20 protein-coding genes are annotated in these 20037 nt (G+C 59.2%); 14 read left to right on the top strand and 6 right to left on the bottom strand.

Annotated elements, in window-relative coordinates:
- The first annotated feature begins 26 nt into the window (after positions 1 to 26).
- From steA to der, 11 genes are all read left to right on the top strand, one after another.
- Entirely contained in the window at positions 27 to 1211 is a 1185-nt protein-coding gene (steA, locus tag HWX44_RS02110) for a putative cytokinetic ring protein SteA (protein WP_070510794.1), read from the top strand.
- Positions 1211 to 2170, top strand: coding sequence for a copper transporter (locus HWX44_RS02105; RefSeq protein WP_070510792.1), 960 nt, complete (start codon positions 1211 to 1213; stop codon positions 2168 to 2170). Before steA ends, HWX44_RS02105 begins: the two co-directional genes overlap by 1 nt.
- The gene (locus HWX44_RS02100) at positions 2171 to 2809 is read left to right on the top strand and encodes an NUDIX domain-containing protein (protein ID WP_070510790.1); all 639 of its coding nucleotides are present in this window, start codon (positions 2171 to 2173) and stop codon (positions 2807 to 2809) included.
- Positions 2810 to 2850: 41 nt separating this feature from the next.
- Positions 2851 to 3729 (top strand): site-specific tyrosine recombinase XerD, encoded by an 879-nt coding sequence (gene xerD / locus HWX44_RS02095; protein WP_175973244.1) that lies wholly within the window; start codon positions 2851 to 2853, stop codon positions 3727 to 3729.
- Positions 3730 to 3774: 45 nt separating this feature from the next.
- The gene (locus tag HWX44_RS02090) at positions 3775 to 4887 is read left to right on the top strand and encodes a hypothetical protein (protein WP_175973004.1); all 1113 of its coding nucleotides are present in this window, start codon (positions 3775 to 3777) and stop codon (positions 4885 to 4887) included.
- A gap of 185 nt (positions 4888 to 5072) precedes the next feature.
- Entirely contained in the window at positions 5073 to 5945 is an 873-nt protein-coding gene (locus HWX44_RS02085; RefSeq protein ID WP_046649257.1) for a ParA family protein, read from the top strand.
- A gap of 9 nt (positions 5946 to 5954) precedes the next feature.
- On the top strand, positions 5955 to 6752 hold the full coding sequence (locus HWX44_RS02080) for a segregation and condensation protein A (protein WP_046649234.1): 798 nt from the start codon (positions 5955 to 5957) through the stop codon (positions 6750 to 6752).
- A gap of 16 nt (positions 6753 to 6768) precedes the next feature.
- The gene (scpB, locus tag HWX44_RS02075) at positions 6769 to 7383 is read left to right on the top strand and encodes an SMC-Scp complex subunit ScpB (protein WP_049154960.1); all 615 of its coding nucleotides are present in this window, start codon (positions 6769 to 6771) and stop codon (positions 7381 to 7383) included.
- A gap of 85 nt (positions 7384 to 7468) precedes the next feature.
- Positions 7469 to 8386 (top strand): pseudouridine synthase, encoded by a 918-nt coding sequence (locus tag HWX44_RS02070; RefSeq protein ID WP_175973002.1) that lies wholly within the window; start codon positions 7469 to 7471, stop codon positions 8384 to 8386.
- Positions 8386 to 9096 carry a (d)CMP kinase gene (cmk, locus tag HWX44_RS02065; protein ID WP_049154964.1) on the top strand — a complete coding sequence of 237 codons (711 nt, stop codon included), beginning with the start codon at positions 8386 to 8388 and terminating at the stop codon, positions 9094 to 9096. The genes HWX44_RS02070 and cmk overlap by 1 nt, the downstream gene beginning before the upstream one ends.
- Entirely contained in the window at positions 9089 to 10717 is a 1629-nt protein-coding gene (gene der / locus HWX44_RS02060; protein WP_049154965.1) for a ribosome biogenesis GTPase Der, read from the top strand. Before cmk ends, der begins: the two co-directional genes overlap by 8 nt.
- A gap of 28 nt (positions 10718 to 10745) precedes the next feature.
- Here der and HWX44_RS02055 read toward each other — a convergent pair whose 3' ends face one another.
- The 5 genes from HWX44_RS02055 to HWX44_RS02035 all read right to left on the bottom strand — a co-directional run bounded on the left by HWX44_RS02055 (position 10746) and on the right by HWX44_RS02035 (position 15141).
- Positions 10746 to 11354 carry a response regulator transcription factor gene (locus tag HWX44_RS02055; protein WP_175973000.1) on the bottom strand — a complete coding sequence of 203 codons (609 nt, stop codon included), beginning with the start codon at positions 11352 to 11354 and terminating at the stop codon, positions 10746 to 10748.
- A 2-nt stretch (positions 11355 to 11356) separates the two neighbouring features.
- Complete coding sequence (locus HWX44_RS02050; RefSeq protein WP_070754488.1) at positions 11357 to 12463, bottom strand: sensor histidine kinase; 1107 nt, start codon at positions 12461 to 12463, stop codon at positions 11357 to 11359.
- Positions 12463 to 13260 (bottom strand): ABC transporter permease, encoded by a 798-nt coding sequence (locus HWX44_RS02045; protein WP_070516231.1) that lies wholly within the window; start codon positions 13258 to 13260, stop codon positions 12463 to 12465. Before HWX44_RS02045 ends, HWX44_RS02050 begins: the two co-directional genes overlap by 1 nt.
- Before the next feature lie 12 nt (positions 13261 to 13272).
- A complete protein-coding gene (locus HWX44_RS02040; RefSeq protein ID WP_175972998.1) occupies positions 13273 to 14211 on the bottom strand; it encodes an ABC transporter ATP-binding protein in 939 nt (312 codons plus the stop codon).
- 87 nt (positions 14212 to 14298) lie between these two features.
- The gene (locus HWX44_RS02035; protein WP_070510777.1) at positions 14299 to 15141 is read right to left on the bottom strand and encodes a class I SAM-dependent methyltransferase; all 843 of its coding nucleotides are present in this window, start codon (positions 15139 to 15141) and stop codon (positions 14299 to 14301) included.
- Positions 15142 to 15457: 316 nt separating this feature from the next.
- On the opposite strand from HWX44_RS02035, the gene HWX44_RS02030 reads away from it, so the two are divergent.
- The gene (locus tag HWX44_RS02030) at positions 15458 to 16240 is read left to right on the top strand and encodes an alpha/beta hydrolase family esterase (protein WP_141756284.1); all 783 of its coding nucleotides are present in this window, start codon (positions 15458 to 15460) and stop codon (positions 16238 to 16240) included.
- Positions 16241 to 16250: 10 nt separating this feature from the next.
- Here HWX44_RS02030 and HWX44_RS02025 read toward each other — a convergent pair whose 3' ends face one another.
- The gene (locus HWX44_RS02025) at positions 16251 to 17369 is read right to left on the bottom strand and encodes a site-specific DNA-methyltransferase (RefSeq protein ID WP_232751623.1); all 1119 of its coding nucleotides are present in this window, start codon (positions 17367 to 17369) and stop codon (positions 16251 to 16253) included.
- 663 nt (positions 17370 to 18032) lie between these two features.
- On the opposite strand from HWX44_RS02025, the gene HWX44_RS02020 reads away from it, so the two are divergent.
- The gene (locus HWX44_RS02020) at positions 18033 to 18239 is read left to right on the top strand and encodes an antitoxin (protein ID WP_070510775.1); all 207 of its coding nucleotides are present in this window, start codon (positions 18033 to 18035) and stop codon (positions 18237 to 18239) included.
- A gap of 268 nt (positions 18240 to 18507) precedes the next feature.
- On the top strand, positions 18508 to 19899 hold the full coding sequence (locus HWX44_RS02015; RefSeq protein ID WP_254868087.1) for a WHG domain-containing protein: 1392 nt from the start codon (positions 18508 to 18510) through the stop codon (positions 19897 to 19899).
- The last annotated feature ends 138 nt before the right edge of the window (positions 19900 to 20037 follow it).

Here is a 20037-nt window from a genome sequence, read left to right as displayed (position 1 = left end):
GCGCCTAACAGGGGAAACTGTCAGGCATGAGTCTGTTTTCCCGTAACACCGATCTGCCTGGAGAACACGGCGCGCTGCGTGATTGCACCCCGGGTGGCAAGGGCATGAAGAAGTTCAGCGCCGGTGACTTCGCAGTCATCAACGCCGCCAACATCTCCCGCCAAGAGGCCCAGACCCTCGTGGATATGAAACCAGCTGCTGTGATTAACGTGGCGGAGTTTTCTACCGGCTCCATTCCGAACTATGGCCCGCACATGCTTCTCGACGCCGACGTCACCCTTATCGAGGGCGTGGGCCAAGATTTCGTCAGCAACTTCAAGGACGGGAAGAAGGCGCGTCTTACCGAGGACGGGACGGTGTATGTGGGGGATACCCAGCTGTCTTCTGGAACGGTGGTTACCCGGGACCGCGCGGAGAAGAACTTCTCCTCCGCGCAACGCGAACTTATCGACCATATGGAAGCCTACTTTGGCAATTCCATCGAGTTCATCCACTCCGAAGGCCCGCTCCTCATCGATGGCCTTGGCGTTCCGGATGCTGGTTCCGTCATGGCGGGACGCAAGGTCCTCGTGGTGTCGCCCTCTGAGGAGCACCGCAAAAAGCTCACGCTGCTGCGCAACTTCATCCGCGAGTATGAACCCGTCATCATCGGTGTCGACTCTGCCGCAGATACGTTGGTTGAGCTGGGCTATCAGCCTAACTTCATCGTGGGAAATCCTTCGGAAGTGAGCTCTGAAACCCTGCGCAGTGGTGCCCAAGTTATTCTCCCAGCTGAGCCGGACGGCACTGCGGAAGGACTCGAGCGCATTCAGGATCTGGGAATCGGCGCGATGACATTCCCGGCTGCGACAGACTCAGCAACGGATCTTGCACTCCTGCTCGCGGACTACCACGAAGCGCAGATGATTGTGCAGGTTGGGGGCGCCCTCGATCTCGATGACATCTTTGCCAACGAGCCAACTGCCACGCCCGCAGCCCTGTTATGCCATATGAAGGCAGGTACGCGCCTCGTGGACGCGGACGCCGTCATCAACCTCTACGCCGCGCCGAATTCCGGCGCAATGGGATGGCTGTGGGCGCTGCTGGGCATCCTCGTGGCGCTGGCCGTGGTCATCCTCATCGTGGGCCTGGGTGGCGATGAATCATTCCTGCAGAACCTGATCGATACGTGGAACAACTTCGCGTTGAGCGTGCAGGGGTGGTTTAAATAATGGGTTCGCCTAAATCCCTGATTGTCACCGGCCTTGGCTTCGGTGCAGCCATTGGTGTTGCGTTGGGCACGTTGGTCATCGCACCGAACATGGACTCCACCCCGGGGCGCGGTGGGGAGTCCAACGACGAGGTCCGAGAAAAATACAGCAAGCTGGTGCTTGACCACAACATTGCGAAGGCCCAGCTGGATTCCGCTGATTCCGTGATGGGGGACCTCGGCCGTTACGTCGTCGACGGCACTCTAGTCCAGCGTCCGGTCATGGTACTCAGCATGCCCGACGCCAATGATGCCGATGTCACGGCTGTGAAGGATCTTCTCGGCTCCGCCGATTCCACCGACGCGGGAAGCATCAAGCTGACCGAAAAATTCCTGGCCCAGGAATCCGCAGACAAGCTGTTGTCCCTCGTCACCACCACGCTGCCGGCAGGGGCGAAGCTCGATAAGAAGAAGATCGATGCCGGTACTCATGCCGGCCAAGCGCTTGCTGCCGGGCTGATGATGGATGCTAAGACCACCCAACCGCTTGCCACCGTCGACGATCGGGCGACCTTGCTGCGTGCCTTGCGCGATGCCGGCTACATCGACTACAAGGATGGCACGATCCTGCCCGCTCAGGCGGTCGTAATCGTCGGCGGCGGCCTGACACCGGGAGAAGACGAAGACAGCGCTGGCAAGAAGTACGCTATCGACACCACCGTCAAGTTCCTGGAAGGTTTCGAGTCCGCGGACGCCGCCATGGTGTATGCCGGGCGTGTGCAGTCTGCAGGGGATGGCGGAGTGTTGGAAAAGCTCCGGGCGGCCAAGACTGGGATTAGCACCGTGGACTCCATCGACCACCCGGTCTCCCAGATGGCCAGCGTTTTGGCCGTCAAGGAGCAGCTCGATGGCGGCCGCGGCGTGTACGGTTCTGCAGCGAATGCCGAGGGCGCAGCACCGGCGCTGCCGAAGGATCTCTAAATGCCACACGAGTTTCGTACGGTGGGAAGCGAGCTGCTTGTCGACGCCCCCATCATCGCCGTCCGCCGTGATGACGTTGTGATGCCGGGAGATGTCGTGGCGCAGCGGGAGATCGTCGAGCACCTAGGTGCCGTGGCCGTTGTGGCTTTGGATGAGGACAACCGAGTCGCCATGGTGGAGCAGTACCGCCACAGTGTGAGCAAACGCCTGTGGGAGCTGCCAGCCGGTTTGCTCGACGTCAAAGGTGAAGATGAACTCAGTGGCGCACAACGCGAACTCCAAGAGGAGGCCGGACTGGCCGCCGAGGACTGGGGTGTGTTGACCGATCTGGTGACCTCCCCGGGCTTTTGTGAAGAAGCCGTACGGGTGTTCGTGGCGCGTGGGCTGCGGGACGTCGCCAAGTTCGAGGCCACAGGTGATGAAGAAGCTGACATGGGGTTTTCGTGGGTGCCGCTAGCGGAGGCCGTCGATCGTATCCTCGCCGGCGAGATTGTGAACTCTATTGCAGTGGCCGGAATTCTCGCCGCCTATGCCTGTGTGCGTGAAGGACGCACACCGCGGCCGGTTGATTCACCTTTCGAGTTGCGGCCGCAGTCGCTGGCTAGCCGGCGTACCGGACCGGATTTGAAGAAGCTGTGAGCAGCACGACTCCCGCTGCCGCCGCTGGGCAAGCGTGGCTGATGCACCTCATGGTGGAAAAAGGTGCCTCGAAGAACACGGTGAGTAATTACCGGCGTGACATCAATCGCTACGTGTCGTGGCTAGCGGAATCTGGGATCACGGATTTGCGCCAGGTTTCTCGCGCGCACGTGGAGAACTACCTCATGTACCTGCGTGAATCCCTCGCCCAGTCCTCGGCCAGTCGAGCGCTGATCGTCGCGCGTGGGCTGCATAAATTTGCGCTCGCGGAGGGGATGATTGAAGAAGACGTCGCGGCGGAGGTTTCGCCGCCCAAGCGGGCCCAAGCGCTACCGGAGACCCTCAGCGTGGAGGACGTCGAGACTTTGCTCAACGCCATTCCCACTGATGAATCCGCAACCCCCATAGACATCCGCGATCGCGCTTTGCTGGAGGTTCTCTACGGCACGGGCGCGCGCATCTCCGAAGTGATCTCCTTGAGCGTGGATGACGTAACGGCTGAGGGGCCGACGTCCGTGCGCGATATTCTGCTGCTGAGCGGCAAGGGCGATAAGCAACGCCTCGTTCCGTTGGGTTCGCACGCGGTAAGAGCGGTCGAGCATTATCTCGTGCGGGCACGGCCGGTCTTAGCAACTGGAGCCTCCCACGCGCTATTCCTCAACACCCGGGGCAAGGCCCTGTCACGGCAAAGCGCATGGGCCGCCATCAAGTCCGCTGCACAGCGCGCGCACTTGAGCGCCAACATCTCTCCGCACACCCTGCGTCACTCCTTTGCTACCCACTTGCTGGAGGGTGGTGCGGATGTGCGTACAGTTCAGGAACTGCTGGGTCATTCTTCCGTGACGACGACGCAGATTTACACGCACGTGACTGCGGATTCGCTTCGCGAGGTGTGGCATACTGCTCATCCACGCGCCTAAAGGCGCCTAGACTCAGTTCGATTTACATCAATGAAAAGGATTTCTATGACTTCATCTGCTCGCGCTTCCCGGACCTTTCGCGGGGCTGCGATTGCTCTCGCGCTCACCGTATTTCCACTTGCCGGTGTTGCGGCCAACCCGGTGAGCGCGAAGGGCGGGCTCACAGGGCTCGGCGCGGCAGTTGCCCATGCTCAGGATGCCACCATCCCCGTGCCGGCTGGACAAACCACGACGGTTTCCCTGCCGGTGCCTGTCGACGTCTCCGTGGCTGCCGATGGGTGGAATGTGAGCGCCTCAGGTGGCACTGCTACGGTGACGGCCCCGCCAGCAGGTGGACAGATTACCGTTCCAGTGACCTACCAGGGCGTGACCATGACCATCGTGCTCGTTGCTGACGCCGATGTCACCGCCGAGGAACTCAACGACGCTGCCGAAAGCGTCGATCCGGGGCGCCTTGGTGGTGGCCAGCCGGGGCCGGAGGACGCAGAGAACCAACAAGGTAACGACGCAGAGAACCAACAAGGTAACGAAGAACTGGGTGGAAACGGCGACGTCACAGACGATGCAAGCGATGGCGGAGCGGCGACCGGTGCGGATAGTTCCAGCACCGGCCACGCGCAACCGCACCGTACGGGCCGTGGCTGGGAAGGCGTGGATGATTCCCACACGTCCTATGTCAACCTAGAATCCACCATCGAAGGCCAGACCATTCACGCCAAGCTAGGTTTGAAACAAGCGCTGGACCTTTATAACCGCTTCAAGCATCTTGAGGATGAAGGCGTCACGCTGCGTTATCTCAACGCGGAAGGGGAGTTCATCGAGGGCGTGAAACGCGACATTGATAAGGGCTCGCGCACCATGACCCTGACCTACCCAGAGGGCATGGAACCCGACAACCCCTTCATCATGCAGTTCATCAACGAGGACACCCAGTCGGCAGAGCTGGTGGTGACACTCACAGACCCAACCCGAGAGAACACCACCGACGTGCCTCCAGAGCAGCAGCTTGACAGCGACAGCGCCACGACAGCTAGCGAAGAATCAGGCACTGATACGGGCCTTGGCGCCGGCGCGGTGATAGCGGGGATTGCGGCACTCGGCATCATCGCATTGGTCGCTGGGTTCGCACTCCGTCGGTTCCGTTCGAACCGGAAGTAAAAGCTCTCGTCGTCTAGCTTCCAGGCTTTATGTGGCGGCTTTTGCTGGCTATAATCGCGATGCGGGTGCTCAAGGGGGTACCCTATAATCACAAGGATGTAAGAGTGCGGCGCCGGTGAGTGCCGCAGGGCTAACGCGAAGATGGCCTAACTAGAGCCGTACAGGTCAAGGAAGCAGGTGTGACTGTGAGCGACGAGGGACTGTTTGAGGCCTCCGAAACACAGGTCGGGTTGACCGGCCGGCCACTGCGGGAGCTTCCGGAACCAGAGCCATTGGAAAAGCATGGTCCCGCCACGATTATCTCCATGTGCAACCAGAAAGGTGGCGTGGGGAAAACCACGTCCACGATCAATATGGGAGCATGCTTGGCGGAGTTGGGGCGTAAAGTCCTCCTCGTTGACTTGGACCCGCAGGGCGCTCTGTCCGCCGGATTGGGTCTGACTCATGACCAGATTCAGGACACCATCTATGACGTCATGCTCGATAGTGAGGTCTCGGTGCATTCTGCCATCGTTCACACCGGCGTGGCGGGGCTCGACCTGGTTCCGGCCAACATTGATCTTTCCGCCGCAGAGATTCAGATGGTCAACGAGGTGGGCCGCGAGCACACCTTGGCTCGAGCGCTGCGCCCGGTACGCAAGGACTATGACTTCATCATCATCGACTGCCAGCCTTCCCTGGGCCTGCTTACGGTCAATGCGCTGGCCTGTTCGCAAGGCGTCATTATCCCGATGGAATGCGAGTTCTTCTCCCTGCGCGGCCTCGCGCTGTTGACCGACACCGTGGAGAAGGTTGCTGACCGCATCAATTTCGACCTGGAGATCATGGGCATTCTGGTCACCATGTTTGACCGTCGCACCCGCCACGCCCGCGAAGTCATGGACCGGGTAGTCGAGTACTTCGGGGATAAGGTCTTTGACACGGTGATTACGCGGACCGTGCGTTTCCCAGAGACCTCGGTAGCCGGTGAACCGATTACCACCTGGGCACCGAGCTCGCAGGCTGCCAAGCAATACCGCGACCTAGCTAAAGAGGTCATTGAGCGGGCCAACGGCTAGCCGCCTATTATGACCCAACCGGAGATCACCGGCTTTCGCATCGCGCTGGGCAATTTTGAGGGTCCGTTCGATCTGCTGCTCCAGCTCATTCAAGCGAAAAAGTTAGATGTCACCGAGGTGGCGCTGTCTGAAGTCACCGATGAGTTCGTGGCCTATACCCGAGCGTTGGGGGAGACCGCGGACCTGGACGAGACGACGGAATTTCTGCTCATCGCCGCTACGCTTTTGGATTTGAAGGCGGCGCGTCTATTGCCGCGCGGCGAGGTCGATGACCTTGAGGACCTCGAGCTCCTGGAGACCCGAGATCTGCTTTTCGCGCGGTTGCTGCAGTATAAGGCTTATAAGCAGGTCGCTGACCAGTTTGCGCAGTGGCAGCGCGCCGCCCAGCGCCGCTATCCACGTGCGGTGGCGATGGAGGAGCGCTTCAGCGAGCTTCTTCCACCTGTCAAACTTGGACACACCCCAGCCACGTTCGCGGAACTCGCCGCCGGGGTATTCCGCCCCAAGCCTCCCGAGGAAGTCGCGACCGGTCACATCCACCAAGTCGCCGTCTCTGTGCCGGAACAGGCTGGAAAAATCCTTACCACGCTCAAGCTGTTAGGCACAGGGCAGTGGATGAGCTTTGATGCGTTAACGCGAGACTGCACCATTTCCATGGAAGTGGTGGGCCGCTTCTTGGCATTGCTGGAGCTGTACAAAGCCAAGGCTGTGGATGCGTCTCAACCCGAATCCTTAGGCCCGTTGGAATTGTCGTGGACAGGGCTCGACGTGGATCCGGCCGTTGTTGCGGCGGCGAACTGGGATTAAGGTACGCTACCGACTCATGGAGGACACGTCACCCGCAGCACACAGTGAGGCCCCAGTGCCGAGCGCACCGGCGGCTCTTCCGCTCATCCCGCAATTGCGCTCACGCCTCGAATCGATCCTTCTGGTCATCGATTCACCCGCCAGCGCGGAAGAGTTGGCCCGCGTAGTAGATGCGGAGGTCTCCGTTGTCAGAGATATTTTGCGGGCAGTGGAGCGTGAGCTCACCGAGCGTGGCTCTGGCATTGACCTGCGTGAGACACCAGAAGGATGGCGTTTTTATACCCGCAAAGAAAATGCGGACGCCGTCGAGCAGTTCGTGCTTGATGGGACCCAAACCAAGCTTTCGCGCGCCGCACTGGAAACCCTCGCGGTCATCGCCTACCGCCAGCCGGTCACCCGCGCCCAAGTCGCTGGTGTTCGCGGTGTCAACGTCGATGGCGTTGTCCGCACGCTGCTTCTGCGCGGGCTCATCCGAGAGATCGAAAGCCCCGAGCCCACAGTCGGCAACGCACACCAGTATGAAACCACTGAGCTTTTCCTGGAGCTTCTGGGAATCGACTCCCTCGAGCGTCTTCCAGACCTCGCGCCGCTGCTGCCAGACATCGAGCAGATCGATGAGGACTACTCATAAAGGCCCACCGTGCGGTAGGATTGCGGCCGGACAACGGCGCGATTCCGCGCGCCGCAAATTGAAGAACTATTGAGAGGACACATCCGTGACTCCACCCGCTCGCCGCGATGGCACACCGGACAAGAAAAAGCGAGACAGCGACATGATTGTCTCGAACGCTAAGCCGGCCCGCCATCAGCACGTAAAGAAGAAGGCCACCGCCGATTCCGTCGCCCGCGACTTGGGCGCGGACTGGCTGGCAGACGGTAAAGCTAAGAAGAATTCCCAGAACCAAGGCGAACGCCTCCAGAAGGTGCTGGCCAAAGCCGGCGTTGCCTCCCGCCGCCATGCAGAGATCCTCATCGATGAGGGCCGCGTTGAGGTCAACGGCCAGGTCATCATCACCCAAGGCACCCGAGTTAACCCCAACACGGACGTGATCCGCGTCGATGGCGCACGCATCAACGTCAACGAAGAAACTCAGTACTTCGTACTCAACAAGCCCCGCGGCATGCAGTCCACTATGTCGGATGACATGGGTCGTCCGTGCGTGGGCGATGTCGTAGCGGATCGGGTCGTGGCAGGCCAGCGCCTGTTTCACGTCGGGCGCCTCGATGCGGATACCGAGGGCCTTCTTTTGCTCACCAACGACGGTGAGCTGGCCAACCGCCTCATGCATCCTAAGTACGAGGTCACCAAGACCTACCTGGCCACCGTTTTGGGTGAGGCCGATAAGAGGCTGGTTCGCCAGCTGCGCGAGGGCGTTGAACTAGAAGACGGCCCGGCGAAGGCGGACTATGTGCAGATCGTGGACAAAAACCAGGGCTATTCGCTGGTGCGTCTTGAGCTGCACGAAGGCCGCAAGCACATCGTGCGCCGCATGCTGAAGGAGGCCGGCTTTCCGGTCCAGCGTCTTGTGCGCACCAAGCTCCACACCGTGCAGCTGGGCGATATGAAGCCCGGCTCCTTGCGCGCATTGAACTCCAACGAATTGACCAGCCTGTACAAGGCGGTGGGGATGTAATGATTTCAAACATGCCAAACCAGGGACTCGTTCTGGCCGTGGATGGCCCGTCGGGCACCGGGAAGTCCACGACCTGCCGCGCGTTGGCCAAGCGCCTCGACGCGAAGTATGTCGATACCGGCGCCATGTACCGCGTGGCTACCCTTGCCGTGCTGCGCGCGGGCGTGGACCCAGCGGATACCGACGCTGTCATCGCCGCAACCGCAAACCTGCCTCTGGAGGTCTCCGATGATCCGGATTCCACTCAGGTCATCTTTGCCGGCGAGGACGTCTCCCGCGTGATCCGCGAGGACGAGGTAACCCGCAACGTGTCGGCAGTATCTGCCATCCCGGAGGTACGCCAGAACCTCGTGGAGCTGCAGCGGAACCTTGCCGCGAAGGCACACCGTGCCATTGTGGAGGGTCGCGATATCGGCACCGTGGTGCTCGCTGACGCTCCCGCTAAGGCCTTCATGACGGCCAGCGCCGAGGTCCGCGCGCAGCGCCGCCACGATCAGAACCGTGCGGCGGGCATCGATTCGGATTTTGACACCGTGCTTGCCGACGTCGAGCGGCGCGACGCTGCGGACTCCTCCCGTGCCACCTCGCCGCTGCGCCCAGCCGAGGACGCCGTACTCGTGGATACCTCTGAGATGACCCCAGACGAGGTCCTCGATGCCCTCATCGCCGTCGTCGAAGAATCGGCCGCAAAGGAGGCCTCACATGACTAATGGACCGCAGAACCCAAACGTGAACCCCGAACAGCAGCCGGAAGAATTCGAGACGGAATTTCATTACCCGGTAGGCAAACTCGAGGAAGAGGTCGTGCGCGATCCGCACGGCGGGTGGGCGCAGAAGGATTTCGATTCTGAGGACTTCGACTATGAATTCGATGAGTCGGAATTCGACGACTCCGAGTTCGGCGAAGCCGATTTCGGCGAGGAAGAAGATATCGCTGAAGGTGAGAACCCGCTCAGCGAAGAAGAGTGGGAGGCGCTATCTCACGCCTTTGGCGTGGGCGAGGAGCACACGGAGGAAAACCTCTGCACAGTGGCCGTTGTCGGCCGCCCGAACGTGGGTAAGTCTTCCCTGGTGAACCGCTTCCTCGGGCGCCGCGAAGCGGTGGTGGAGGATCACCCGGGCGTAACGCGTGATCGCGTCTCCTACGTGGCGGACTGGAACGGCCAGCGCTTCTTCGTTCAGGACACCGGTGGCTGGGATCCGAACGTCAAGGGCATCCACGCCGCTATCGCGCGCCAGGCAGAACAGGCCATGGAGACTGCCGACGTTATCGTGTTTGTCGTGGACACCAAGGTGGGCATCACCGAAACCGATGCGGTCATGGCCCGAAAGCTGCAGCGCTCTGAGGTGCCCGTCATCCTCGTCTCCAACAAGTTTGACTCGGAGACGATGTACGCAGACATGGCCGAGTTCTACGCGCTGGGCTTGGGCGATCCGTGGCCGGTATCCGCCCAGCATGGCCGAGGCGGCGCCGACGTCTTGGATGAAATTCTGCGTTTGTTCCCGGAAGAGCCGCGCCATTCTTCGATTACCTCCGGGCCTCGCCGCGTGGCGCTGGTGGGCAAGCCGAATGTGGGCAAGTCCTCGCTTCTGAATAAGCTGACGGCGGAGGAGCGCTCCGTCGTGGACAATGCCGCCGGCACGACGGTCGACCCAGTTGACTCCTTGGTGCAGCTAGATCAGCGCCTGTGGAAGTTCATTGATACCGCGGGCCTGCGCAAGAAGGTTAAGAACGCGCAGGGCCATGAGTACTACGCTTCGCTGCGCACGCGCGGCGTGATTGATGCTGCCGAGGTATGCATCATGCTTATCGACGCCTCCCAGGAAGTCTCCGAGCAAGACCAGCGCGTCCTCAACATGATTCTGGAAGCCGGTAAGGCCCTGGTCATCGCCTTCAATAAGTGGGACCTTGTGGACGAGGATCGCCGCTACTACTTGGAGCGCGAAATCGATGAGAACCTGCGTCACCTGCCGTGGGTGACCCGCGTGAATATCTCTGCGGAGACTGGCCGCGCCCTGCAGAAGCTAGAGCCTGCCATGATTGAGGCTCTCGAGAGTTGGGACCAGCGCGTGTCTACTGGTCAGCTCAACAACTGGATGCGTGAGGCGATTGCTGCGAACCCGCCGCCGATGAACAACAACCGCCTCCCGCGCGTGCTGTTCGCTACCCAGGCCTCGACACAGCCGCCGACCATCGTGCTGTTTACCACTGGATTCTTGGATGCGGGCTACCGCCGTTACCTGGAGCGCAAATTCCGTGAGCGCTTCGGTTTCCATGGCTCGCCCGTGCGCATCGCGGTGCGCGTGCGCGAGCGCCGTCAACGCCGATAGCTAGTGTGGGCTGAGAGCACGCAAGCGTCTAGATCCAGCCGTTTGCCTCGGCGCGCCGCGCGGCCTCAAAGCGGTTACTTGCCTGTGTTTTCGTCATGATGGCCGAAACGTGGTTGCGCACCGTACCTCCACTGAGATGGAGGTGTGCTGCGATATCGGCGGAGCCGAGGCCGCGAACGAGTAGGCGGCACACCTCGATTTCTCGTTCACTTAGCGGGTTGTCGGGAGTGAAGAGTATGTCTTGAGCAAGCTGCGGATCGATGACACGCAGACCTGAGTGGACGCGGCGGATAGCATCGGCGAGTTCGTCGGGAGGGGTGTCTTTGACCAGAAAGCCATCGACGCCCGCGTTGAGGGCGCGTTTGACGTAACCGGGACGGCCAAACGTGGTGACGATAAGGCTACGGCAGTGAGTGGCGGCGATAGACTTTGCGGCGTCGATACCGTTCATGCTGGGCATCTCAATGTCGAGTAGAGCGACGTCTACCTGATGCTCAGCAACGAGTGCGGCGACCTCGGCTCCGGTGGAACACTCGGCAACGACGTCGATGTCGGGTTCGGTACTCAGCAAAGCGGTGAGAGCGCCCCGGACCAGGGATTGGTCTTCGGCGATGAGTACGCGGATGTGTTCGCTCATAACTATCGCACCTGTTGAATCAGCCGGTGGCCGTCCAAGGCGAGGAGGACCGTGGTCACACCTTCGGCACGCTGAGTAATGACCTCGCCACCGACAGCTTCTGCACGGTGGCGAAGGCCGGCGAGACCCGTGAGGCCGTCGGCAAGCGCCTGCGTGGCATCCTCCGTGAAGCCGTTGCCGTTGTCCGTGACCTGGAGGGAATCCTCAGTGAGAATCACCCAGCACTGCGTGGCACCCGAATGACGTACAACGTTGGTGGTGAGCTCGCGCAGTGCCCACGAGAACAGATCTTCATGAGCCCGTGGCTGGGTGAGAGTCTCTGGAAGGTGAGCTTGGATTCCGGCGGTTTCCAGAATGCGCCGCGCGGCTTGAATTTCGCCAGCAAAGGTGGGGTTCTTCATGCGAGTAACAGTGGAGCGGACCTCGGCAAGGGATAACCGAGACAGCGAACTAATCTCCTCGAGCTCGGCAGCGGCCTTGGTAGGGTCGCGGTCGATGAGCCGGCGGGCCACTTCGGCCTTGAGGTTGATAGCCGTGAGGGTATGGCCGAGGAGATCGTGAATATCTGAGGCAATGTCTTCTCGTTGCTGGGCCAGATCCAGGTCGTGGCGCAACGCTGTTTCGGTGTCTTCGCGCTGGGAGAGGGCACCGAGCGCCAAAATAAGGAGGGGCCACCCGAAGAGAATGATTGCGAGGTCAACGAAGCGCGGGCGATCGAACAACCAGACAGGGATACTAGCTAGGATTCCAGTGACCGTGATGATCACGGCTGCGATTTTGAGAGGCAAAGTGAAGGCTACCAAGGCCCCGAGGTAGGGCACGAAGACCACAATCCAGGCGCCGTGAGAAGGGACGGCGGCAAGCGCGATCAGCGCGAGAATAACCCACCGGATAGCTACTCGATGGTTATGGGACCACCCACGTGGATAGTCGTGCACCGTACCGAAAGAGACAAGGTAAGCAGCACAAAACACCGCGGTGATAATAACCGCCCAGGTTCGCTGGGCGGTGGAATAGCTGGGCTGGAGGAGGATCTGCAGCAGCACCGGTAGGAGAAAGATGAGCCAGACAGCGGCGAAAGCAGCGTCACGCGGTCTGAAGTTCCGCATCATGCTCGCTCCTTGTCGCGCTTGTGCAAAAGCAGGCATAGCCCGACGAACACCACCGTCCATACAGCGATATTAACGTATGCGTACCAGATCGGGTCCTCAATGAAGAGGCGTTCGCCATTGATCATCTGGGAGCCTTCAGAAAGAGGCCAACGGGCAAGCGCTTGCGCGCCATACATTGGGGTGAAGCGACCTACCTCCAACAGCGATTCCTTCAGCGGCATGAATACGTTCCCGGCAAACGCAAGTATGACGATGGTCGAGGTCGCTACGGAGACGGTGTTTTCCGAGGGAATGAGCATAGCGCAGGCCATGCCGTAGAAGCCGAAGGGAATGGCGCAGACAACAGTTATGAGAAAAGCTAGCGTCCACTGGTCCGGCTGCATGGACGCCTTTGTCAGCCCACCGGTAATGAAGACAGCGGCAATGGGCAGGATGGCACGAACCGAGATGTTGAGAAAGTTGGCAACGGCTAGCTGGGAAGACCGAAGGGGAGTCAACGCTAGTTGGCGGCCCCAACCCGCGCGATTCTCTGCGACCATAGATCCGGCTGCACCCACAGCGCCAGTGGCTCCTGCATAGAGCGCCATGCCGATCATGACCAGTGCGGCGACATTCCCACCGTTGAATTCGATGTCGCCGTACTCTTGCATCGCGCCAAAGAGGATATAGAAAATGATTGGCAGGCCGATGCTGAAAAAGAGCGTGGGCAGGTCTCGGCGCAGACGTTTAAGGTCGTGGGCCGCGTAGTTGAGGGTTGTCCCGAGCGTGGGAGTTACGGCATTGTTGATGCTCATCGTGGGGTCTCCTTATGGGGTAGTCGTGTCGGGGGAAGCGTTAGAGAGCTCCATAAAGGAGTCTTCGAGGCTATGGCCAGAAATTGTGATGTCCCGGGCCGTGGTTTCGGTGAGTAAGTAGCGAGCAAGTGCATCAGAGTCTCGGGTCGTGATGGACAGACCGGTGTCTGTGTGCTCTTGATACAGCACTCCTGGGAAAGACTCGGTCTCGAGGGTGTCCGGGATGCCGTTGGGGAAGCTGGCACGGATGGTACGGGTGGCGTTTGCATTGCGGATCTCCTCGGTAGATCCATCAGCTTGAATCTCGCCCCTGTTGAGCATGATGATGCGTTGGGCAAACGTATCGGCCTCTTCGAGATAGTGAGTGGTGAGAAGAATCGTTCGCCCAGCGCTTGCCTCCTCGTGCATGGCCTCCCAAAAATGACGGCGGGCGCCGGCGTCCATGCCTGCGGTTGGTTCGTCGAGAAGCAGCACTTCCGGATCTCCCAACAAGGCCAGCCCGAAGCGCAGACGTTGTTGCTCGCCGCCAGAGCACTTGCCCACCCGACGCGAGAGGATAGAGCCCAAGTTGGCGCGCTCGATGATCTCCTTATAGGGGCGGTGGACGGGAAACGCGGCACCGAGAAGCTCAAGGGTTTCCTTCACGGTTATCTCCGGTAATAAGCCGCCAGTTTGCATGACGGCACCGATACGCCCACTTTTAGAGGCATGAGATGGAGAGGCGCCAAGCACACTAATAGACCCTGAGGTTGGGGTGGTCAGTCCCAGGATGAGGTCAAGCAGCGTGGTCTTGCCGGCGCCATTGGTGCCTAAGAGGCCGACGATTTCACCTTGCTGAATGCTAAAAGAGACGTCGTGAAGCGCGCGCACAGGGTTGCGGGAGGAGGCGTTGAAGGTCTTGCTTACACCGGTGACGTCGATTGCTGGTGGGGTGGTACGTGTCGTGCTCATACCTTCACGCTATGGCGCGAAGGTTTTCGCAGCGTAGACAGGGTGTCACGAATCCGGGATGACAGTTGTCATGGTTGACGGAGGTGGCTACTCACTTGAGCGCGCCAGCACGAAAGCATCAGTTCGGTACGGAATACGCAGGACCTGGCCGGGCTTAAAACCCATGTGCTCATAGAGGTACCAATTGAGGTTGTAGGTCATGCGCTCGTGGATTTTTTCCCCATTGCGAAGCCAATACGAGCGAGTATGCATTAGCTCATGCAGGTCCTCAGGGGCGAGCTCGTGTTCCCACGTAAGGCGCAGCTCCTCACGCAGTGTCCACGGCGCGGTAAAGGATGGGTAAAAGCCGGGACGGTGGACATCACCGGAGTGCATGATGCGGGAAAGACGCAGGATCCACGGGTCTGCATTGACGTCAAGGGTGTTCCATACCAAAAGGACCTTGCCACCCGGCCGAAGGATTCGGTCGAATTCTGCACATGCCTGGTCGACGTCGACCCAATGCCAGGTTTGCGCGCAGGTGAGGGCATCAAGGGAGGAGCTGGCGAGCGCTGTGTTCTCGGCGGTGGCGCGCCAGCACGGCACTCCGAGCCGGCGCAGGACACGCGTCATGTCGGGGGATGGATCGCTGGCATAGACGACGGAATTGGTCAGGGATTCAGTGAGCTTGCCGGTTCCTGCACCAACATCGAGAACTGTGTGTGCAGAAGCGATGAGCTGCGACACTTCGCGTGGGTAACCAGGGCGCACGTCATGGTAGGTCTCCGCGCCTTCGCTAAAAGCTTGCGCGGAATGCCTGCGTCGTTGGGCAGTGCCGAAGCTGGGCGCCTCCTTCCCCGAAGCCCGACGGTAGCTGGGGTAGTGCTCGGGCAGAGGGTGAGCGGGAGAGGCGCTGGAGGAAACAGATGGTTCGGAAGGCGAAGAGCACATGATGCTTCCAAACTTACCGTGGCGCTGCGGGTTCGTAGATGTCGGTGCGATGTTTTAAGGTGGACGAGGATTTATTGGCGCGCAGAAGTGAGAGTGTTGAGGGGGAACAATGGGTAAAACGTCTACAGCATGGCCGCGCCCAGTGCACACGCTCGTCGGTCTAGCGGCCAGCGCTGTCTGCGCGCTAGCGTTGGCGTCGTGTGGAACATCCCAGGAAGCCCCGACATCCCCGACACCTGAATCAGCATGGACAAATGATCTCGGTATCCCGGTAGCGCCCATGCTCGTCGGCCCTGAGCCGGGGCACACAAAGAAGATGAAGTTAGCCTCTGGGCGCAGTTTCCTACTTCACGTGCCTGAGAATTACACCCCGGAGCGCGCGTGGCCGGTGCTGCTTTCTTTCCACGGGTATACGGATTCGCCTGAGAATATGGAGAAGTACAGCCAGTTTGATGCTGCTGATGCCATCGTGGCTTACCCTGCTGGGGAGAAGGCGGCGTGGGCCCCAGCACCTTACGCAGTGACGAGCGCGGAAGAAGACCTCGACTTTGTGCGCACAATAGTGGATAGCCTGCGGGCCACTTATGAGGTGGACGACAATGCCATTTTCGCGGCTGGATTGTCTAATGGCGGAGGGTTTGCGGCCTTCTTGGCGTGCCGGATGCCAGGGACTTTTCGTTCAGTAGCTACCGTGTCAGCTGCATACTACGAAGGAATCCATACGGATTGCTCTGATCGTCCGGTAGGCCGTTTGGACATTCACGGAACTAAGGATCCCGTGGTCAACTATGAAGGCGGTGTGCGTCATGGCACGGCTTATTCTTCCGTTGCAGAGGTGCTCGGGCAGCATCAGAAACGCAACAAGTGCCGCGGCGACGTCGAGTCGGTGCGCCTCACAAACGGTGCGACCAGAGAGACGTGGACTGGGTGCCAGGCTCCGCTTCAGCACATCCGCATTGAGGGGGGATCTCACGTGTGGCCGGGTGGTAACAACTCCACGAAAATTGAGGTGGGCGAAGGCTTCGCCACCGATGCGGTGCTAGATTTCTTCGGAATCCCTGGCAGGCCCGAAGGCACAGAAGAGCATAATGTGGCCTAGAGCCGGGCTATCACCTCAAGGTGAAATGCGCACAAGGAGTATCGAGGGAGCGAACCCGCGCTAGACAGATATCCGCGACCGTTTCAAAACCCGCGTGGCGCGCGGCACTAGACGGCTCGGTGGGGTGGGGTATTTGGACCAAGTGGAATGAGCGTTGACCGTTATCCTCGCGGTTGAGCTCAACGACGGCTTGGGCAGTGGTTCCTGAGCCTGCAAAGAAATCAAGGACTACCGCGTCCGTGCCGCCGGTGATGGACAGTAGATGCTTGATGAGGCGCACAGGTTTGGGGAAGTCGAAGACTCCCGTGACACCAAGTGCTTCTTCGGCGTCACGACGGCCTGTTCGGGTTACCCCAAAACGCTCTCCATCGAGAATGGAACGGGGACGCGCACCCTTCTTTTCGTAGTTCTTGGTGTAGACAAAGCCGCGTCGAAAGACCAGCTCCTCATAATGCTCAGCGACCTTGTCTTTACCCCAACGCCACCGCGCGACGCCCGACTTGCCCTCCGGCTGGTGCGGCCAATATTCGTGGCCATTGGGGCCAACGATGGGAAAGTCGAGGCTTGGTAAGTATCCCAAGGTCTTAGAATCCAACCGCACGAGTGAATAATTCCCTTTCTCATCGCTGTGGTTATAGCGGGTTGAAGTGTGCGCTTCCAAGTCCAGGTTGAATCCGGCATTTGAAGGTGACTTGGCATAGCAAAGGATGTACTCGTGCTCGAGAACCGCATATTTGGAATCATTCTTCCCGGTCCCGCCCTTCTTCCAAATGAATTGCCCGGCGAAGCAGTCCTCACCGAAAACCTCGTTGAGTAGTAGGCGCAGGTGAGCGCTTTCTGACTCACCGATGGACACGATGATGAAGCCGGTATCGGCGAGCACCTCACGAGCCAGGATCAAGCGTGGCAACATCATAGAAAGCCACTCGGCATGCCACTGTCCAAAGTGCTCTGAGCGCATCTCTCGGCGTTGACGGAAATTATCGCGGTAGACAAAATCCTTGCCGGTGTTATAGGGCGGATCAATGTAGATGATGTCCGCTCTCATCCCCTGTGCAATGAAATCCTTTAAGGCGTCGAGATTATCTGCCACCGTCACGCTGTTGGGGGCCGAATGAGGACCGCTCATCAGTGTTCTTGTTCGAGTGGCCTTCTTCGTGGCCTGCGCCGCAGCCTGTTCCTTACCCGGCCACACAAGGCCAAAAACTGATCCGCCTTGTGGGACTGAAGGAATGTGTAGCTCAGAGGAAGACAGCTCTTCAGAGTGCCGGGCAGCGGATTGGTGTGCGGAATGAGAATGAAAGGAAGGCATTGTGGTGCGCCGAGGTTTCGACTTCGATCTTTAAAGGTAAGTGAGCGGTCAATGACGTTGTGCAGTACGTGCCGCGCGACGCGGCAAGAATGAGCACATGTGAATTGTGTCCCAGAGTACAAGGGTTCACAAATGAGAGAGTGGCGGCACGCACCAAGTTGTTGAACGAAAAGGGGTAACCGGAGGGGGTAGACTTTAAGAGCGATTCTGAGAACTCTCAGTGTGTGAAAGTCTTCCTTTAACTCGTGCTCTAGATGTATAACGATTTATAACGTTTGTGGCGAAGAGCACGGCGAGTCGGTACGGTGGGGTGACGTGATGGCGCTCAGCTTGAATGTGCCGACCATGGTGCGCGTGCTTGTCGCTCGGGGAGTCGGCTAACGCCTCCCACTGTCGCTGGCATTGCGCAGTATCCGGCACACTCGGGCCGTGAGGGTCACCACTGTTAGGACAGCATTTACTTAAGGAAGGAACAAAGTAATGGGTATTTTTGACAAGGCAAAGGATGCTCTGAACTCCGATAAGGGCGAGCAGATTTCGGATAGCGCACTGGATAAGGGTGCAGATCTTGCTAAGGGCAAGCTGGGCGAGGATAAGGCGGATAAGATTGACTCCGCTCGCGACCAGCTCGATGAGCGCATTGGCAACCAGGGCGCTGAGGCTCCTCAGGGGGATGAGCAGAAGTAAAGCGATTGTCGCGCTTGGTTCCGAGCCACATCAAGGTTCCGGCATTGTGCGACACGTAGCCTGAACGCTCAGGGGTCCCGTCCGCATAGCGGGCGGGACTGTATAAGTTTTACAGCAACGTATACTTTGAATTTGGGGTGACGGGGTGGATTGTCTTACAGTGCGGGCGAAAGCTTAAGAAAACCTGTGCATATTCCTATCCTTTGTTTATGGGCCTAAAAGTGATTGTTTCCTAGGTAAGCTGAATTCTGTGATTACTTCAGTAGGTGTGGAACAAGGTAACCAACCCTCGCGCCAGCTCCTTATTGAGCAGGCCGGCCGTGTTATTGCCAAAGCGGGCATTGATGAGGTGCGCCTCCGGGAGGTGGCCGATCAAGTGGATGTTCCGCTAGCGGAAGCCCAAGAGCTCTTTGCCTCTGAAGCTGAGCTTGTAAAGGAAACCAAGCGCACCCTGAACGAGGCGCTTACCTCACTCGTTGATCTGCATCTCCAGCGTTTGCCTGAGAATGCGACGGCCGTGGATAAGCTTCGCGCCACGGCGCTGGCGTATTTCTCCTTCGCAGTGGAGGATCCTTCTGCCTTTGCGGCATTTTCTGCGGTTCACGCTACTCCTCGGGTCGGCGTCACCGCAGAGGACTTTGTTAATCCTGATGGGGATGTCGAAATATGTCCTATCATGCAGATTCTTTTTGAGTTGACCGAGGAGGCTATCAAGGAATCTGGCGGAGTGGATCCCGATGTTGATGGGACTTTGTTGTCGGCGCTGTCGATTTTTTCCCACCTACACGGCGTGACGCAACTGGCAGCTGAAGGAATCCTGCGTTACCTGTCGCCGGCAGCGAAAAAACAGACATTCGGCGCTGTTATGGACACCCTGAGCGTCGGCCTCTACCCATTCTTTAGGGGAGAGCGCGTCGAGCGCACTATTCCTTATGGCTTGGTGGGAGAGCAGCCGGAGGCGTTGGTAGCAAAGGCCAAGGATTACCCACGGGGAACCGAGGATCAACAGCGTACGGCGTTGCTGCGTGGTGCTATTGAGGAGGCACTTGACCACGGCGTTACCGGTCTTCATATCGGTGGTGCTGCGAAGCGGGCGGGCCTTAGTGTGCAGGAAGCTGAGCACCTGATTGAAAGCGATCAAGAGCTGGCCAGCTTCCTTGAGCGGTATTTGGACAAGGTCAACTATGAGTTCATTTTCCGGCAGGTAGCTGCGCTTCCGGAAGACGCTAAAGTAATGTCCAAGATTAAGGCCACCGGGTACGGCTACGTCTCGCATGCGTTGGCTGATCCGAAGGGCTTTGAAGCTCTCATCAAGATCGCGTCCGGGCCGATTGTTCCCATGTCCTTCGAGGACGACTTTTTGCCGAACGCGAACAAAGCGGTTGAGCTCCAACGTGACTTTAGCGAATTTGGACGGGCTTTTGGCTTCATTATGTCTCTCATGCGTGAGGCAATCGATGAAGTTGACGGGCCGCGCACCCCGTGGGTTCTTTTCACCTTGGTAATTTCCGTGTGGGCGGGCGCTCATGGTCTAGCCATGCTGAGTACCAAGGGTCCCTTGCGTGGATTTGATTCAGACTATATTTTCGAGATTCTCACTCACTACATGGACATTGAATTTGGTGGCATCATGCGCAGTCTTAGTGGCACGACTGACTAATGCAGCAACGTAACTGAGGATTGCCTCTTGGCGCGTCATCGTCGCCGTTTCTCTACCCGCTTTCTTAATGTGAAAGCGGGTAGTTCTTTCTATTGGCACCTGGGGAGGGCCGGGGTGTCGGCGGCTAAACTCGGCATC

The organism is Corynebacterium sp. Marseille-Q2823, from assembly GCF_903645345.1.
GTDB classification, from domain to species: domain Bacteria; phylum Actinomycetota; class Actinomycetes; order Mycobacteriales; family Mycobacteriaceae; genus Corynebacterium; species Corynebacterium hiratae.
Note: the sequence above shows the minus strand (reverse complement) of the source record. Positions and strands in the feature narration are given on the sequence as shown.

What these genes read in the sequence shown, in the direction of transcription:
- steA (WP_070510794.1), top strand. Translation starts at nt 27, where the DNA reads ATGAGTCTGTTTTCCCGTAACACCGATCTGCCTGGAGAACACGGCGCG.
- HWX44_RS02105 (WP_070510792.1), top strand. Translation starts at nt 1,211, where the DNA reads ATGGGTTCGCCTAAATCCCTGATTGTCACCGGCCTTGGCTTCGGTGCA.
- HWX44_RS02100 (WP_070510790.1), top strand. Translation starts at nt 2,171, where the DNA reads ATGCCACACGAGTTTCGTACGGTGGGAAGCGAGCTGCTTGTCGACGCC.
- xerD (WP_175973244.1), top strand. Translation starts at nt 2,851, where the DNA reads ATGCACCTCATGGTGGAAAAAGGTGCCTCGAAGAACACGGTGAGTAAT.
- HWX44_RS02090 (WP_175973004.1), top strand. Translation starts at nt 3,775, where the DNA reads ATGACTTCATCTGCTCGCGCTTCCCGGACCTTTCGCGGGGCTGCGATT.
- HWX44_RS02080 (WP_046649234.1), top strand. Translation starts at nt 5,955, where the DNA reads ATGACCCAACCGGAGATCACCGGCTTTCGCATCGCGCTGGGCAATTTT.
- scpB (WP_049154960.1), top strand. Translation starts at nt 6,769, where the DNA reads ATGGAGGACACGTCACCCGCAGCACACAGTGAGGCCCCAGTGCCGAGC.
- cmk (WP_049154964.1), top strand. Translation starts at nt 8,386, where the DNA reads ATGATTTCAAACATGCCAAACCAGGGACTCGTTCTGGCCGTGGATGGC.
- der (WP_049154965.1), top strand. Translation starts at nt 9,089, where the DNA reads ATGACTAATGGACCGCAGAACCCAAACGTGAACCCCGAACAGCAGCCG.
- HWX44_RS02055 (WP_175973000.1), bottom strand. Translation starts at nt 11,354, where the DNA reads ATGAGCGAACACATCCGCGTACTCATCGCCGAAGACCAATCCCTGGTC.
- HWX44_RS02050 (WP_070754488.1), bottom strand. Translation starts at nt 12,463, where the DNA reads ATGCGGAACTTCAGACCGCGTGACGCTGCTTTCGCCGCTGTCTGGCTC.
- HWX44_RS02045 (WP_070516231.1), bottom strand. Translation starts at nt 13,260, where the DNA reads ATGAGCATCAACAATGCCGTAACTCCCACGCTCGGGACAACCCTCAAC.
- HWX44_RS02040 (WP_175972998.1), bottom strand. Translation starts at nt 14,211, where the DNA reads ATGAGCACGACACGTACCACCCCACCAGCAATCGACGTCACCGGTGTA.
- HWX44_RS02035 (WP_070510777.1), bottom strand. Translation starts at nt 15,141, where the DNA reads ATGTGCTCTTCGCCTTCCGAACCATCTGTTTCCTCCAGCGCCTCTCCC.
- HWX44_RS02030 (WP_141756284.1), top strand. Translation starts at nt 15,458, where the DNA reads ATGAAGTTAGCCTCTGGGCGCAGTTTCCTACTTCACGTGCCTGAGAAT.
- HWX44_RS02025 (WP_232751623.1), bottom strand. Translation starts at nt 17,369, where the DNA reads ATGAGCGGTCCTCATTCGGCCCCCAACAGCGTGACGGTGGCAGATAAT.
- HWX44_RS02020 (WP_070510775.1), top strand. Translation starts at nt 18,033, where the DNA reads ATGGGTATTTTTGACAAGGCAAAGGATGCTCTGAACTCCGATAAGGGC.